Raw genomic sequence first — 15,660 nt, 5'->3', positions numbered from 1 at the left:
CGTTAGTTTTTAAGCTGAGCCAGCTGCGCCGCATAATCTGCGCTCAGCGTGGCATTCAAAATTTCCCGGGGAAAGTCACCGGTTACCACCGCCTCGCCCAAGCCGCGCAACAACACCAAGCGCAATTTGCCATCGAGGACCTTTTTGTCGACCGCCATATGCTCCATAAAATCCTCGGCTGTCATATCTTGCGGCGGCACCACAGGCAAACCGGCCGTGACAAATAAGCGCACCACCCGCTCACGCTCAGCAGCCGTAATCCAGCCCAGGCGCTCGGACATATCCAACGCCATGACCGTACCGGCGGCAACAGCCTCACCATGCAACCAGACACCGTAACCCTGATGCGTCTCTATGGCATGGCCAAAAGTGTGCCCGAGGTTCAAGGTGGCACGCACACCAGACTCACGCTCATCCGCAGCCACCACCCGCGCCTTGGCAGCACAGGAGTGAGCAATAGCGGCCGTCAACGCCTGCTGATCCAGACAACGCAATGCAAGCATGTGCTCCTCAAGCCAGGACAGGAAAGGCTCGTCACATATCAGGCCATACTTGATTACTTCCGCAAGACCAGCAGATAGCTCACGAGCCGGCAAAGTAACCAGCGTGGCCGTATCAATCAACACGGCTTGCGGCTGGTAAAACGCGCCCACCATATTTTTACCCAGCGGATGATTAATACCCGTCTTGCCGCCAACGGATGAATCGACCTGGGACAATAGCGTTGTCGGTACCTGGATAAAATTCACGCCACGCTGATAACAGGCAGCCGCAAAACCCGCCATATCACCAATCACCCCCCCCCAGGGCAATCACCGTTGTGCGTCGATCATGTCGCGCCCCCAGCAGTCCATCAAAAACCAGCTGCAGTGTTTCCCAGGTTTTGTAACTCTCACCATCAGGCAAAACAACAGAGGCAACGGCATAGCCTGCGAGCGAACGCTCAAGCGCAGCAAGGTAAAGGGGAGCAACTGTCTCATTGGTCACTATCGCGACTTGTCGACCGACAATATGGGCCGCCAACAAATCAGCACGAGCCAACAGCTCGGCACCGATATAGATCGGATAGCTGCGTTCACCAAGATCGACATGAAGAGTCTGCATAAAACCCCCAGATAACAAAGGGGGCTAGGATAGCGCAGTTACGCCTGCGCTTTAACGGGGAGAAAGCACCGCAAGGCGCTCAAGAATCTCTTGCACGACCAAACGCGGAGGACGCTCGTCGGTTTCCACGACAATATCGGCAACCTCGCGGTACAGCGGATCACGAACCGCGAACAGCTCTGCCAAAACCTTGCCTGGATCTGCCGCACGCAACAACGGTCGATTGCGGTCTCGCGAAGTGCGATCCACCTGCTGCTCAACAGAAGCATGCAAATAAACCACATGGCCACCACGCTTCAGAGCCGCGCGGTTTTCAGCACGCATAACCGCACCGCCCCCCGTCGCTAATACCATGCCATCAACATCACAGAGTTCGACTATTACCGCCTGCTCACGCTCACGAAAGCCCTGCTCTCCCTCGACATCGAATATCCAAGGAATATCCGCCCCTGTGCGCTGCTCAATTTCCTTATCAGAATCCTTGAACGGCAACCGCAACTCTTTAGCCAATAGACGCCCGATGGTGCTCTTTCCCGCCCCCATCGGGCCAACAAGAATCAAATTTTGCACTGAATCAACGACTCACCGCGACAGCTTGGTTGTTCATGATTCGCGGAGTCAGGAAAATCAGCAGCTCTGACTTCTTGTCCTGAACTAGATCACGCTTGAAGAAGCGACCGATATATGGAACGTCCCCAAGAAATGGAACTTTATCAACAGACTTCGATTGAGTATTTGTAAAAACACCACCAATAACGATCGTCTCACCATCTGACACTAACACCTTCGCATTCACCTCATTCTTAGAAATCGAGGGAACACCACCAGTTGAGGCAGCCTGGGAGAAATCAGGTGCATCTTTAGTCACCTTAACTTCAATAATAATACGGTTATCCGGCGTAATCTGCGGCGTAACCTCTAAAGACAGTGCAGCCTCTTTAAAAGATGTGCTCGTTGCACCACTGGAGCTTGCTTCTTGATATGGAACCTCAGAACCCTTAAGAATTTTGGCCGTTTCCTTGTCTGCTGTCACAACCTTTGGCTGAGAAACAACCTCTCCGTTACCGGTTTTCTCCATCGCAGAAAGCTCTAAGTCAAGAATAGTGTTGTCGGTAATAAAGCCTATACCAAACCCAGATGTTGCACCTGCAGCCCCCATATCAACGAAGTTACCGAGTGAAGGCGTTGGATTCTGAACATTAGGAATATTTTGCCCATAGCCAGGCGCGCCTACTCGATTGCCACCACGACCACTTATTACATAGCTTGTATCACCGACGCTTGCACCCCGCCAATTCACCCCAAGCGCCTTGTCATAATCAACGTTAGCCTCAACAATACGCGCCTCAATCATCACTTGACGAACAGCAACATCTAGCTGAGCAACTATCCTGCGAAGCTCATCAAGACGATCTTGCGTCTGATAGGCAATAATACTGTTAGTTCTATCATCTACCGTTATAGAACCGCGATCATCGCTTGCACCATCGGCGCTAGTAACAGACTGAAATAGCTTTGCCATATCAGAAGCCTTGGCATAGTTCACCTGAATGAGCTCACGACGTAACGGAGCAAGCTCCGCGATCTGTTTTTGGGCCTCTAACTCTTGGCGCTCACGTGCCGCAATCTCGTCGGCAGGCGCAACAAGAAGAACATTACCAACCTTACGTTTATCCAGCCCCTTTGTTTTGAGCACCAAGTCTAAAGCCTGATCCCATGGCACGTTCTGGAGACGCAGAGTAATGTTCCCCTTAACAGTATCACTCGCAACCAAATTCAGATCAGTAAAGTCAGCAATGAGCTGCAATACGGAACGCACATCAATATCTTGAAAGTTTAGAGAAAGCTTTTCACCACTGTAAGCGAAACTTTCACTCTTGCGACGATCAACCTCATCAGGAGTCAACGGCTTAATACTTACAGTAAGTTTGTCGTCCGCCTGATACGCCAAGTAATCATAGCTGCCGCTAGGCTCAATTATAATACTTGACTGCCCCCCCGACTCAGAGGCGCTCACAAACTGCACTGGAGTGGCAAAGTCTTTAACATCTAAACGAACACGCAGCGACTCAGGCAATTGGGTCTTAGCGAAAACCAACCGAATTTTCCCACCCTGATCCTGAATATCGGGGCTCAAAGCAGGATCAGAAAGCGTTACAACTACATTACCTTCACCCTGCTCACCTCGCTGAAAATCTATTGCCTTTACAGATCGACTAGGGGAAGCATAAGCCTTATTAGACTTAACCACTGGTGCAATTACAGGCGCCGCATTTACTATTTCACTCGAAGCCTGATCACCAACAACAATAAAAACACTGTTACCTTCCGCTCGAGTTGTGTAAGGCGCAAGATTAGTCAAATTCAATATCAACCTAGTTCGATCTTTAGCCTCTACAACTGTCACACTCCTAGCATTACCTACACCCAACTCCTTGTTTTTAACCCCCAACTTATTCGAAACACCGGGCAAATCAAGAGCAATTCGCGCAGGCTGTTCAATAGTGTAACCACGTGGAGCCAAAATAGGTTCATCAAATGCAAGCTTCAGCTCTACCCGATCCCCAGGCAACGCAGCGACATCCAAAGACTGTAATTCCGCCGCACAAACACCCTTAGACATAAGAACAGCGAACAGAGAAATACTAATGCATGAAAAATAGTTATTCATTGAGAAATCTCGCAGGCAGAATCGATTATTTTTTCCAACTCGGACTAACTCTATCAAGAGCGCTCCTTCAAAGAGAGGCTGCGCGGCCGCTCCAACCAGCCCCCCTCACCGTCGGGCACAATCTCAATGACATCAACCTTCGCTTCATCTACCGCCACAACGCGCCCATGGTTGCGCCCCAGATAATCACCTACGCGAATACGATGGACACCACTTGCGCCACTTACAAGAGCAAAGACGCCAGCCTCATTGGACAAGGTTCCAACCATTTGAAATGTTTCAATATTGAACTCTTCCAGAAACTGCTTAACCCTTGACTCATCGGGTCTTATGTCAGGAGACCCCTTCGAGCGAGCCTCAAGATCTAGCTTAACCGGCGGCTGAAATGGATTTCTTAAAGATGCAGCACTGTATGTAAAGCTTTCATACGGCTGAAATTTTGGCAAAGGTTCTATGGCACCTTTGGGACGAGCTCGCACCTCATCCATAAAGGCCTGCAAATCCGAAAAATCACCCGCAGAATCACACCCAGTGATCAGCGAACAAAAAAGAACAAGAGCTGAAACCCTTCTCATTTCACAAGCCCTTTGTCGTTATATCGATAGGTCTTAGCCAAGATACTCATTCGAAGAGTACTAACACCATCCACTTCCGCAGGTACAATATCGAAATCATGAAGGGTAACAATCCTAGGCAAACTTGCAACGCCACTAACAAATGTCGCGAGATCGTGATACGAGCCCACCACCTTTATTTGTATTGGCAACTCAATATAAAACTGCTGAACCACTTCAGGCATCAGCTTTATTTCTTCGAATTCAAGACCACTACCCAGACCGGTCCTCGTAATATCTTCAAGAAGCCCAGGAACCTCAGTATCACTTGGCAACTGTTTTAGCAGCGCACCGAAGGAAACTTCCATCTCCTTCATTTGTTCCTTATACGCTTCTAAATTTGCAGCCTGAAAAGCCTTGGTCGAGAATTGCTCTTTCAATGACAACTCTTGCGCCTGTTGCAATTCAAGCTGCGACTGCAGGTCTTTCAAGTGGAAATTATAACCAAGGGCTAAAACAGCAACTAATAAAACCACCCCAGCTATAAATTTAATTGCAGAAGGCCACGAACCTATATTGTTAAAATCAAGATCATTAAAATCAATATTTCTTAGACTTTCGAGCGAATCACTGAGACTCATTACTTAGCCTCCTCGTTATCAGCACCAGGCTGCGTCTGCTGAACACTAAGCGTAAAGACATTGGCTTGATCAACAGCGCCCACCGTCACAGATTTGACCTCAGTCAGATTAGGGGATGCCAACCAGTCAGAAGCATCAAGATTTCGCATCAAGTTTGAAACGCGATTATTTGACTCAGCAGCGCCAACTATAGCAATGTTCTTTGCCGTCATTTTGACACCGGTAAAATGAACCCCATCTGGCAAGGTTCGCACCAACTGATCGAACACACGGCCGATTATCGGTCGATTACCCTGAAGATCCTGAATAATTTTCATTCTCTCCAGCAGCTGTTCTCTTCGAGTTTTCAGCTCACTAATTTCTTTAATACGCGCATCAAGAACAGAAATTTCTTGGCTGACAAATTCATTGCGAGAAGTCTGTCGCTCAATAGCCGAACTTAGGTACTGATCCCCTAAAAAAACAAAGCCTGCTGCAACTATAAAAACCCCAGCAAGTGTGACAAGGAAACGCTGTTTACGCTCCTCACGTAATTGCTCCCGCCATGGGAGTAAGTTAATACGTGCCATTAATCAAAACTCCTCATCGCCAGACCGCAGGCAATCATTAGTGCGGGCGCATCGCTTGCAAGGGCACCAGCATTAACTTTGCTGCTTAATGCCATTTCAGCGAATGGATTGGCGACCAGTGTCTGGGTGCCTATTTTCTGTTGAATAAGGCGATCTAGATCTGGAATTGATGCGGTACCGCCAGCCAGTAAGATGTAATCCACATCATTGAACTGGCCAGCCGCAAAGAAGAACTGCAGAGAGCGGGCAACTTGCTGAACGACCGCCTCTTTGAACGGCTGCAACACTTCACTTTCATAGTCGTCTGGTAGGCCGCCTTGCTTTTTGGCAAGACCTGCTTCTTCTACGGAAAGACCATAGCGGCGCTGGATCTCTTCAGTGAGCTGCTTGCCGCCAAACAGTTGCTCGCGGGTGTAGATGGTGCGGCCATTGTGCAGCACGCTTAACGTAGTCATGGTGGCGCCAATATCGACAACAGCAACCGTCAGTTCGTCGCGATCACCGCCAAGCTGCTGAACCAGCAGACCATATGCGCGTTCAAGCGCATAAGCTTCAACATCAACAACCTTGGCTGTAAGCCCTGCCAGAGCGAGGGCAGCCTCTCGCACTTCAACGTTTTCTTTACGACATGCCGCGAGCAAGACTTCAACGCGATCAGCATTGCGTGCAGATGGCCCTTGCTCTTCAAAGTCGATTGCGACTTCTTCTAGCGGATAGGGGATGTACTGATCGGCCTCAATCTTCAGCTGATTTTCCAGCTCATCATCTGAAAGACCTGCTTCCATCTCGATGGTCTTGGTGATGACGGCTGAGCCGGCAACCGCTACAGCGGCGACTTTCACACCGCTCTTGGCTTTTGCCAAAACACGCGAAAGAGCCTGCCCGACACCCTCCAGCTCAGCAATGTTCTTTTCAACCACTGCGTTTGGCGGGAGCGGCTCGACCGCGTATGCCTCTACCTTGAAGCGGCTTCCAGAGCGGCTCAATTCGAGGAGCTTGACGGAGGTCGAACTGATATCGATCCCGAGTAGCGTATTCGCTTTCTTATTGAAGAGCCCTAGCACGACCGATTTCCTATTGGCATCCGCGACTTACGGACTATTTATGTTTTTTCACATTAAATAACAGTCCTGACAGAAGCGCAAATGGCTACCCGGCAAAAAAACCGCTTATAATGTGATCAGTTTTTCTCTTTTAACCTTGTGTTCGGCTTAACTCGTTCTTTTATCTGGAAATCCAAAAATCTTGATGCGTCTTTTGCGTTTTTTCTGCTGGTCCTGCCTCGCCGTTTTTTGTGGCTTGGTGCTCAGTTTCAGCGGAGCCTTCCTCTATCTTAGCCCCAGCCTTCCATCCGTCGAATCTTTGCGCAGCATCCAGTTGCAGATCCCGCTGCGGGTCTACAGCAGCGATGCCAAACTGATCGCCGAGTTTGGCGAAATGCGCCGTTCGCCTATCGCCTTTGCCGACATCCCCCAGGACTTCATCAGCGCGCTGCTCGCCGCCGAAGACGACAATTTTGCCAACCATTATGGCGTTGACCTTACCAGCCTGATGCGCGCTGCAACGCAAATCGTGAAAAGCGGGCAGATCCAAACGGGTGGCAGCACCATCACCATGCAGGTGGCGAAGAATTTCTTTCTTACCAGTGAACGAAGTTTCTCTCGCAAGATCAACGAGATACTTCTTGCACTGCAAATTGAACGAGAACTTAGTAAGAATGAAATTCTTGAACTTTATGTGAACAAGATTTACCTGGGGAACCGTGCTTACGGTATAGAAGCGGCCGCCCAAGTCTATTACGGCAAGTCGATCCGTGACACCAGCCTGGCGCAAATGGCCATGATTGCCGGCCTGCCCAAGGCACCCTCGCGCTTCAACCCGTTGGTGAACCCAACGCGCGCACTTGAACGCCGCAACTGGATTTTGGGCCGCATGCACAACCTTGGCAGGATCGACAAGCAGCGCTACGACGAAGCCCTGGCAGAACCGATCAACGTGAGTTACCACGTTCCTGCCCCGGAACTGGTTGCGCCTTATATTGCCGAAATGGCCCGCGCTGAAATGGTCGGTCGGTATGGCAGCGAGGCTTATACCGAGGGTTTCAACGTCACCACCACTGTGCCCAGTGACCTGCAAATCGCCGCCAACAGCGCTGTGCGCGAAGGTTTGATTGCCTACGACCAGCGCCATGGCTACCGTGGACCGGAAAGCCGCCTGCCGGGCATGACCAAGGAGAACTGGCTAAGCGCACTGAGCAAGCAGACATCCCTTGGCGGCCTGGAGCCCGCCATTGTTACCAGCGTGGAAAAAAGCGGGATTCTGGTGTTGTTACGCAACGGCGAAGAGCAGGCTGTGGCCTGGGACAGCATGAAATGGGCACGCCCCTTCCTTAACACCAACAGCCTCGGCCCACGCCCACAGCAGCCAGCGGATGTCAGCCAGATTGGTGACCTGATTCGCGTACAGCGCCAGGACGACGCCAGCCTACGCTTTGTGCAGCTGCCTGCAGCACAAAGTGCGCTGGTATCACTTGACCCTAACAACGGCGCCGTTCGCGCGCTGGTCGGCGGTTTCTCCTTTGAACAGAGCAACTACAACCGTGCGGCTCAGGCTAAGCGCCAGCCAGGCTCAAGCTTCAAGCCCTTCGTCTACAGCGCCGCTCTGGATAAGGGCTACACAGCCGCGACGCTAGTGAACGATGCGCCGATCGTATTTGCCGATGATGCGCTTTCGCAGGTCTGGCGACCGAAGAACGATAACAACACCTTCCTCGGCCCGATTCGCCTGCGCGAAGCGCTGTACCGCTCACGTAACCTGGTTTCGATTCGTCTGCTACAGGACCTCGGCATCGACAGCACGCTGAGCTATATCGAGCGCTTCGGTTTTGAGCGCAAGGATCTGCCGCCCAACCTATCCCTGGCCCTGGGCACAGCAAGCCTGACGCCGATGGAGATCGCCGAAGGCTGGAGCACCTTTGCCAACGGCGGCTACAAGATCGAACCGTACCTGATCGAGCGCATTGAAGACCGCAACGGCAAGCAACTGTTCAACGCCAACCCGGCACAAACCCCCGCAGGTATTGAACAGCGTGCCCAGCAGCGTAGCGCAACGCTGATCGTGGGCGATCAACCCGTGCCAGCCGAACCGATCCTGGCCGAACAGATCATTGATGGCCGTACCGCCTACATCATGACCAGCATGCTGCAGGACGTGATCAAGCGCGGCACCGGTCGCCGCGCCATGGCGATGGGCCGTGATGACCTGGCAGGGAAGACGGGCACCACCAACGAGTCGAAGGACAGCTGGTTCTCCGGTTACAACGCCGACTACATCACGACCGTCTGGACGGGTTTCGATCAGCCGGAAAGCCTTGGCCGCAATGAATACGGCGGCACCGTGGCACTGCCCATCTGGATGGACTACATGGGCGCCGCCCTGAAGGACAAACCCAGCCACATGCTGCCCGAACCCGAAGGCCTCCTGACGCTGCGCGTTGACCCACACAGCGGCCGAGCCGCCACACCAGATACACCGGACGCCTACTTCGAGCTGTTCAAGAGCGAAGATTCGCCACCGCCCATGGGAGAATTCGACCCAGGCATGAGCATCCCCGGTAGCCCACTGCCGGCAGATGAGGCCGCACCACTCGACCTGTTCTAAATCGCCACGGCTAGGGGCGCGCCACGCGCACTCCCGAATGCTCAAGCGGATATGCACGCAATAAAAAACCCGCCGTAGCGGGTTTTTTATTATTCGCAGGTTTAGCCGTTGAACACATCGTTCACCGACTGCAGCGGGTAGTGTTTCGGATACGGAAGGGTCGCCACACCGCTCTCGATAGCCGCCTTGGCCACTGCATCACAGACTACGGTAATTAGGCGCGGGTCCATCGGTTTCGGAATGATGTACTCAGGGCCGAACGACAGGGCGATACCACCGTACGCATCGCAGACTTCCTGCGGCACTGGCAACTTGGCCAGGTCACGCAGGGCCAGGGCCGCTGCAATTTTCATTTCTTCGTTGATACGGGTCGCACGAACGTCCAGCGCACCCCGGAAAATGAACGGGAAGCCAAGAACGTTGTTGACCTGGTTCGGGTAGTCGGAACGACCAGTGGCCATGATCACATCGCTACGCACCTCACGCGCCAGCTCCGGCTTGATTTCCGGGTCCGGGTTGGAGCAGGCGAACACAATCGGGTTAGCCGCCATGCGCTTGAGGTCTTCAGGGGCCAGCAGGTTGGCACCGGACAGGCCGACAAACACGTCCGCACCATCCAGCGCATCGGACAGGGTGCGCTTGCTGGTTTCGCTGGCAAACACCGCCTTGTACTGGTTCAGATCATCACGACCTGCGTGAATCACACCCTTGCGGTCAATCATGTAAATGTTCTCGACCTTGGCCCCCATGCTCACCAGCAACTTCATGCAGGAGATGGCGGCAGCACCAGCGCCCAGGCAGACAATTTTAGCGTCCGGCAGGGACTTGCCGGCGATTTCCAGGGCGTTGAGCATACCGGCCGCAGTAACGATAGCGGTACCGTGTTGGTCGTCGTGGAACACCGGAATATCGCACTGTTCGATCAGCGTGCGTTCAATCTCAAAGCACTCGGGTGCCTTGATGTCTTCCAGGTTGATACCACCAAAGGTGATCGAGATGCGACGAACGGTGTCGATAAAGGCCTGTGGGCTTTCGGACTCGACTTCAATGTCAAAAACATCAATGCCGGCAAAGCGCTTGAACAGCACCCCCTTACCTTCCATAACCGGCTTGGAGGCCAGCGGGCCAAGGTCACCCAGGCCGAGAATCGCAGTACCGTCGGAAATAACTGCCACCAGGTTGCCTTTGCCGGTATAGCGGTACGCCAGCTCCGGGTCACGCGCAATCTCGCGCACTGGCTCGGCAACACCTGGGCTGTAAGCCAGGGACAGGTCGCGTGCGGTTGCGGTGGGCTTGGTTAGCTCGACACTCAACTTACCCGGACGGGGATTGGCGTGATAATCGAGAGCGGCTGTTTTCAAATCAGACATGGTGGCATTTCCGCTTGGGGCTGTTGAACAGGCAGGCGGCGAGGATACGCAAGTTGTATACAGCTGCACAAGACTGGCGAGTCCGGTTACGTACGGCGCACCAGAAACGGGCCGTTACCCCCGAAGAAACGGGCTTTGCGGGATAGCCCACGCTCTTCGAGAAAACGTTTAACAGCACCTTGTGACGATGTCACTCAGTCCAGCACACCCAACATGGCCTTATCGGTCAATGGCAGCATCCAGCGCGCCTGCCCAGCACGCGAGCCGCCACGCCTGGAGCGGTCGATCACCCAGCCGCGAGCTTCGACCTTACGGCCTTCAAGGCGTTGCACAGCACGCAGATCAAAATTGCCCAACGCCCGGGGCGCGATATGCAGCACCAGCGAATCGCCCATTTCCAGCCACAGGCCGCCGCCATTGCGCTCGACACGTTCAACCTGGCCCTGCACCAGAGCAAAGCCGCCGCTGTTCAACTGTTCGACGGCTTGCACCGGCGAACGCTGCCAGAGCCCGGTACGGGCCTGCCGGGCGCTGCGCTCGGCGTCTTGCTGGCACTGCACCAACGCCAGATTGGGCGCCACTGCCACCTGAAAACCCAAACCCTCGGCGAGCAACTGCGCCTCCAGATTGCGCCCGCTGCTGTCATAGGCGTGCGCCAGGGTGCGCCCGTAGTGATCCTTGGCCTGCTGGCCGTACTGCAACGAGACCCGGCCATCACTGGCCGCCACCAGTGCCTGCAGGCGTTTGCGCGCCGCCTCGGCGAAAGGCTCGGCAGAGCGGCCCTGGCGGCCCATTTCCGGGCTGTTCAGACCGATCAAGCGCACATTGCGGCCATCGACCAAACGCAGGGTGTCGCCATCCACCACGCGCTGCACCTTGGCACTCGGCAAGTTGCCCGGCGCCGGGCAGAACGCCAACACTCCGCCGGCATAAACGCCGAAAACGAAAAAGGCGCCCACGAGGGACGCCTTTTTCAGTAGCGAGGTGCAAACCATGTGGGCCTGCGTCGCTGCGCGCACGCTTACTGCTTGGCGCCGAACATACCGAAACGCTGTTTGAAGCGATCAACACGGCCGCCGGTATCCAGCATTTTCTGCTTGCCGGTGTAGAACGGGTGGCACTCGTTGCACACGTCCAGGCTCAGTGGTTTGGCCAGGGTGGAGCGAGTTTCGATCACGTTGCCACAGCTGCAAGTGGCGGTGACGGCTACATAGTTCGGGTGGATATCGGCTTTCATGATGATTCCTCAGGGCTGTCGTGCCGCCACCAGACACTATTGTCAGGTACCGCACGGAAATAGGCCGGCGATAATACCAGAGCACCGCTGCGACGCAAGGCCGGCCGTCGACCGGCTGCATGCTAAGATCGCGCCCTGCAACCAGGAGCCCATCGCTTGCCCGACGTCATTTTGCGCCTCGCCTTGCCTTCGCCGCTGCGCCGCCTGTTCGACTACCGTGCCCCGCTCGGTGTGCCGCGCAGCGCCTTGCAGCCCGGTGCGCGGCTGCGCGTGCCGTTTGGTCGGCGCGAGATGATCGGCATCCTGATAGAAGTGACCGATCACAGCGAAGTGCCGGCCGACAAGCTCAAGCCCGCCCTACACCTGCTTGACGCCCAGTCACCATTGCCATCGGCGCTGTTCAAGCTGTGCCTGTGGACCGCGCAGTACTACCAGCACAGCCTCGGTGACACCCTGAACTGGGCGCTGCCGGTGCTGCTGCGTCAGGGCGAACCGGCCGAGGCGCGTCAGGAGCGTTTCTGGTCGGTGAGCGACGGCGCGCAACTCGACGACCCACGGCTGATCCGCGCGCCACGCCAGCGCGACGCCCTGCGCACCCTCGCGCAGCACCCCCACGGGGTCGCCCACCAGTTGCTGAGCAAACTGCAGCTGAATAAGGACAGCCTCGACCTGCTGCTGGAGAAAGGCCTGGTTCAGGTTGACGTACGCCGCCATGCGCCGAGCAAGCGCCACGCCAACTGGCTGGCCCAGCCAGAACTGCCGCTGAATGCCGAACAGCGCGCGGCCAGCGAGGCGATCCGCTCAGGTTTCGGCAGCTTCAACGCCTTTCTTCTCGCCGGGGTGACCGGCAGCGGCAAGACCGAGGTCTACCTGCAGCTGATCCGCGAAACCCTGGAGGCCGGCAAACAGGCTCTGGTGCTGATCCCGGAGATCAACCTCGGTCCGCAAACCCTGGCGCGTTTCGAGCAGCGCTTCAACGCGCGCATCGCCCTGCTGCACTCGGCAGTCAATGACCGTGAACGCCTGGACGCCTGGCTGGCGGCGCGCGATGGCGAAGCCGATATCATCATCGGCACCCGCTCGGCGCTGTTCACCCCCATGCAGCGGCCGGGGCTGATCATCATCGACGAGGAACACGACGCCTCCTATAAACAGCAGGAAGGTCTGCGCTACCACGCCCGCGACCTGGCGGTGGTACGCGCGCATCAGGAAAACATCCCGATCGTGCTGGGCTCGGCCACGCCCTCGCTGGAAAGCCTGCACAACGCCCACAGTGGCCGCTACGCCCTGCTGCACCTGCGTGAACGCGCCGGCGGCGCCAAGCAGCCGCGTTTTCTGCGCCTGGATGTGAAAAGCCGACCGCTGGATTCCGGCATCTCCGGTCCAATGCAGCAGGCCATCGCACAAACCTTGCAAGCCGGCCAACAGGTGTTGGTATTCCTCAACCGCCGCGGCTTCGCCCCAACATTGCTCTGTCACGACTGCGGCTGGCTGTCGGAATGCCCGCGTTGTGACGCGCGCATGACCGTGCACCAGCGTTCGCGCGAGCTGCGTTGCCACCACTGCGGCCACGTCGAGCGCCAGCCGAGCAACTGCCCGAAGTGCAACAACGTCGACCTGCGCCCTGTCGGTGCCGGCACCGAGCGCGCTGAAGAGCGCCTGGAAATTCTCTTCCCCGAAGTACCGGTCTTGCGCGTCGACCGCGACAGCACCTCGCGCAAGGAAGCCATGGCCACCCTGTTCAACACCGTACAACGCGGCGAGCCGTGCATCCTGGTCGGCACGCAGATGCTCGCCAAGGGTCACCACTTCCCCCGCGTGACCCTGGTGGCGATTCTCGATGCCGATGGCGGGCTGTTTTCTGCGGATTTTCGCGCCAGCGAACGCATGGCCCAGCTGATCGTGCAGGTCGCCGGTCGCGCCGGACGTGCCGAAGAGCCGGGCAAGGTGATTATCCAGAGCCACCTGGCCGACCATCCGTTATTGGTGCAGCTGACCGAACAGGGCTACTTCGCCTTCGCCGAACAGGCCCTGAGTGAACGCCGCAGTGCCGGCCTGCCACCCTTCTGCCACCTCGCCCTGCTGCGCGCCGAAGCGCATAAACCCGGTCAGGCCGAAGGCTTTCTCGACGACGCCTGCACCGAAGCCGAGTTGTTGTTGAATGAACTGAAACTCAGCGGCATCGAACTGCTCGGGCCGGTACCCGCGCCGATGGAACGCCGCGCCGGTCGTTACCGCTCCCAGTTGCTGGTGCAAGCCAACGCCCGCGCGCCGCTGCATCGCTTACTCAACACTTGGATGCATGCACTGGAACAAATGCCCAGCGGCCGTGCGGTGCGCTGGTCATTGGACGTAGACCCCATCGATCTGTTCTAGGACAGGCCGCCGCGCGCAGCCTGTTACACTGCACGTCATTTCGTTTAGCAGGCCTGTACCGTGACCCACACCGCTTTCTCTTCTCTGCCGCTTTCCGCCGCCATGCTGGCGAACCTCGAGTCCCTCGGTTACACCGAGATGACCCCGATCCAGGCGCAGAGCCTGCCGGTAATGCTCAAGGGCATGGACCTGATTGCCCAGGCCAAGACCGGCAGCGGCAAGACCGCCGCGTTTGGCATCGGCCTGCTCAACCCGCTCAACCCTCGCTATTTCGGCTGCCAGGCACTGGTGTTGTGCCCAACCCGCGAACTGGCCGATCAGGTGGCCAAAGAGCTGCGTCGCCTGGCCCGCGCGGCAGACAACATCAAGATCCTCACCCTGTGCGGCGGCGTACCCTTCGGCCCGCAGATCGGCTCGCTGGAACACGGCGCGCAGATCATCGTCGGCACCCCGGGGCGCATCCAGCAACACCTGAGCAAAGGCACCCTGAAGCTCGACGGCCTGAACACCCTGGTGCTCGATGAAGCCGACCGCATGCTCGACATGGGTTTCTACGACAGCATCGCCGACATCATCAGCCAAACTCCGACGCGCCGGCAGACCCTGCTGTTCTCCGCCACCTACCCGGCCGGGATCAAGCAGCTGTCCGCGACCTTTATGCGCGACCCGCAGCAGGTCAAAGCCGAAACACTGCACGACGACACACAGATCGAACAGCGTTTTTACGAAATCGCCCCGGAAGAACGGATGGGGGCCGTGGTCAAGCTACTGGCCAGCTTTCGCCCGCAGTCCTGTGTGGCCTTCTGCTTTACCAAACAGCAGTGCCAGGAAGTGGTCGATCATCTGGCGGCCAGCGGCATTTCTGCCGCCGCCCTGCATGGCGATCTGGAGCAGCGCGACCGCGATCAGGTACTGGCGATGTTCGCCAACCGCAGCCTGTCCGTACTGGTGGCCACCGATGTGGCCGCACGCGGCCTGGATATCGATGCGCTGGACATGGTGATCAACGTCGAACTGGCGCGCGACTCGGAAATTCACATTCACCGCGTCGGCCGTACCGGTCGCGCCGGGGAAAAGGGCCTGGCCATGAGTCTGGTCGCGCCGGCCGAAGGCCATCGCGCCCAGGCCATCGAAACCCTGCAGAAGGCACCGCTCAACTGGCATCCGCTGAGCAGCCTGAAAAGCCTCGGTGGTGAACCGCTGCAACCCCCCATGATCACCCTGTGCATCGCGGCCGGGCGCAAAGACAAGCTGCGCCCAGGCGATATCCTCGGCGCACTGACCGGAGAAGCAGGCATCCCTGGCGCGCACGTCGGCAAAATTGCCATCTTCGACTATCAGGCTTACGTGGCGGTCGAACGCAGCCTGGCCAAACAGGCGCTCAAGCGCCTGAGCGAAGGCAAAATCAAGGGTCGCTCACTGCGTGTGCGCACCCTCTAACCTTCAGATTCTGGTAGAAAGGGCGAGACCGGCTGCCG

The 15,660-nt window shown here is 56.4% G+C and carries 12 protein-coding genes and 1 pseudogene; 3 read left to right on the top strand and 10 right to left on the bottom strand.

Annotated features, from left to right (window positions below; translation table 11 throughout):
• Positions 1–2: 2 nt before the first annotated feature.
• The 7 genes and pseudogenes from aroB to OU997_RS10700 form a co-directional block, all read right to left on the bottom strand.
• A pseudogene (aroB, locus tag OU997_RS10730) lies at positions 3–1,104 on the bottom strand (3-dehydroquinate synthase).
• Positions 1,105–1,155: 51 nt separating this feature from the next.
• Positions 1,156–1,674 carry a shikimate kinase AroK gene (gene aroK, locus OU997_RS10725; RefSeq protein WP_108486814.1) on the bottom strand — a complete coding sequence of 173 codons (519 nt, stop codon included), beginning with the start codon at positions 1,672–1,674 and terminating at the stop codon, positions 1,156–1,158.
• A gap of 4 nt (positions 1,675–1,678) precedes the next feature.
• Positions 1,679–3,727 carry a type IV pilus secretin PilQ gene (pilQ, locus tag OU997_RS10720; RefSeq protein ID WP_420713275.1) on the bottom strand — a complete coding sequence of 683 codons (2,049 nt, stop codon included), beginning with the start codon at positions 3,725–3,727 and terminating at the stop codon, positions 1,679–1,681.
• A gap of 101 nt (positions 3,728–3,828) precedes the next feature.
• Entirely contained in the window at positions 3,829–4,350 is a 522-nt protein-coding gene (gene pilP, locus OU997_RS10715) for a type 4a pilus biogenesis lipoprotein PilP (protein WP_267806512.1), read from the bottom strand.
• A complete protein-coding gene (gene pilO / locus OU997_RS10710) occupies positions 4,347–4,970 on the bottom strand; it encodes a type 4a pilus biogenesis protein PilO (RefSeq protein ID WP_267806510.1) in 624 nt (207 codons plus the stop codon). The genes pilP and pilO overlap by 4 nt, the downstream gene beginning before the upstream one ends.
• Positions 4,970–5,539, bottom strand: a complete 570-nt coding sequence (locus OU997_RS10705; protein ID WP_267806509.1) for a PilN domain-containing protein — start codon at positions 5,537–5,539, stop codon at positions 4,970–4,972. The genes pilO and OU997_RS10705 overlap by 1 nt, the downstream gene beginning before the upstream one ends.
• Positions 5,539–6,603: a pilus assembly protein PilM gene (locus tag OU997_RS10700; protein ID WP_108486818.1), complete on the bottom strand. Its 1,065-nt coding sequence runs from the start codon at positions 6,601–6,603 to the stop codon at positions 5,539–5,541. The genes OU997_RS10705 and OU997_RS10700 overlap by 1 nt, the downstream gene beginning before the upstream one ends.
• Positions 6,604–6,787: 184 nt before the next feature.
• On the opposite strand from OU997_RS10700, the gene OU997_RS10695 reads away from it, so the two are divergent.
• Complete coding sequence (locus OU997_RS10695; RefSeq protein ID WP_420713184.1) at positions 6,788–9,199, top strand: penicillin-binding protein 1A; 2,412 nt, start codon at positions 6,788–6,790, stop codon at positions 9,197–9,199.
• 101 nt (positions 9,200–9,300) lie between these two features.
• On the opposite strand, the gene OU997_RS10690 is transcribed toward OU997_RS10695, so the two are convergent.
• The 3 genes from OU997_RS10690 to rpmE all read right to left on the bottom strand — a co-directional run bounded on the left by OU997_RS10690 (position 9,301) and on the right by rpmE (position 11,806).
• Positions 9,301–10,569 (bottom strand): malic enzyme-like NAD(P)-binding protein, encoded by a 1,269-nt coding sequence (locus OU997_RS10690; protein ID WP_108486820.1) that lies wholly within the window; start codon positions 10,567–10,569, stop codon positions 9,301–9,303.
• Positions 10,570–10,763: 194 nt separating this feature from the next.
• Positions 10,764–11,564 carry a thermonuclease family protein gene (locus OU997_RS10685; protein ID WP_267809890.1) on the bottom strand — a complete coding sequence of 267 codons (801 nt, stop codon included), beginning with the start codon at positions 11,562–11,564 and terminating at the stop codon, positions 10,764–10,766.
• 26 nt (positions 11,565–11,590) lie between these two features.
• A complete protein-coding gene (gene rpmE / locus OU997_RS10680) occupies positions 11,591–11,806 on the bottom strand; it encodes a 50S ribosomal protein L31 (RefSeq protein WP_090249983.1) in 216 nt (71 codons plus the stop codon).
• A gap of 156 nt (positions 11,807–11,962) precedes the next feature.
• On the opposite strand from rpmE, the gene OU997_RS10675 reads away from it, so the two are divergent.
• Positions 11,963–14,182: a primosomal protein N' gene (locus OU997_RS10675; RefSeq protein WP_267806504.1), complete on the top strand. Its 2,220-nt coding sequence runs from the start codon at positions 11,963–11,965 to the stop codon at positions 14,180–14,182.
• Between the two features lie 60 nt (positions 14,183–14,242).
• On the top strand, positions 14,243–15,622 hold the full coding sequence (dbpA, locus tag OU997_RS10670) for an ATP-dependent RNA helicase DbpA (protein WP_267806503.1): 1,380 nt from the start codon (positions 14,243–14,245) through the stop codon (positions 15,620–15,622).
• Positions 15,623–15,660 lie beyond the last annotated feature (38 nt).

This window comes from Pseudomonas sp. SL4(2022), from assembly GCF_026625725.1.
Lineage (GTDB): Bacteria > Pseudomonadota > Gammaproteobacteria > Pseudomonadales > Pseudomonadaceae > Aquipseudomonas.
The sequence above is the reverse complement of the archived record's forward strand: the minus strand, read 5'-3'. Positions and strand labels throughout refer to the sequence as shown.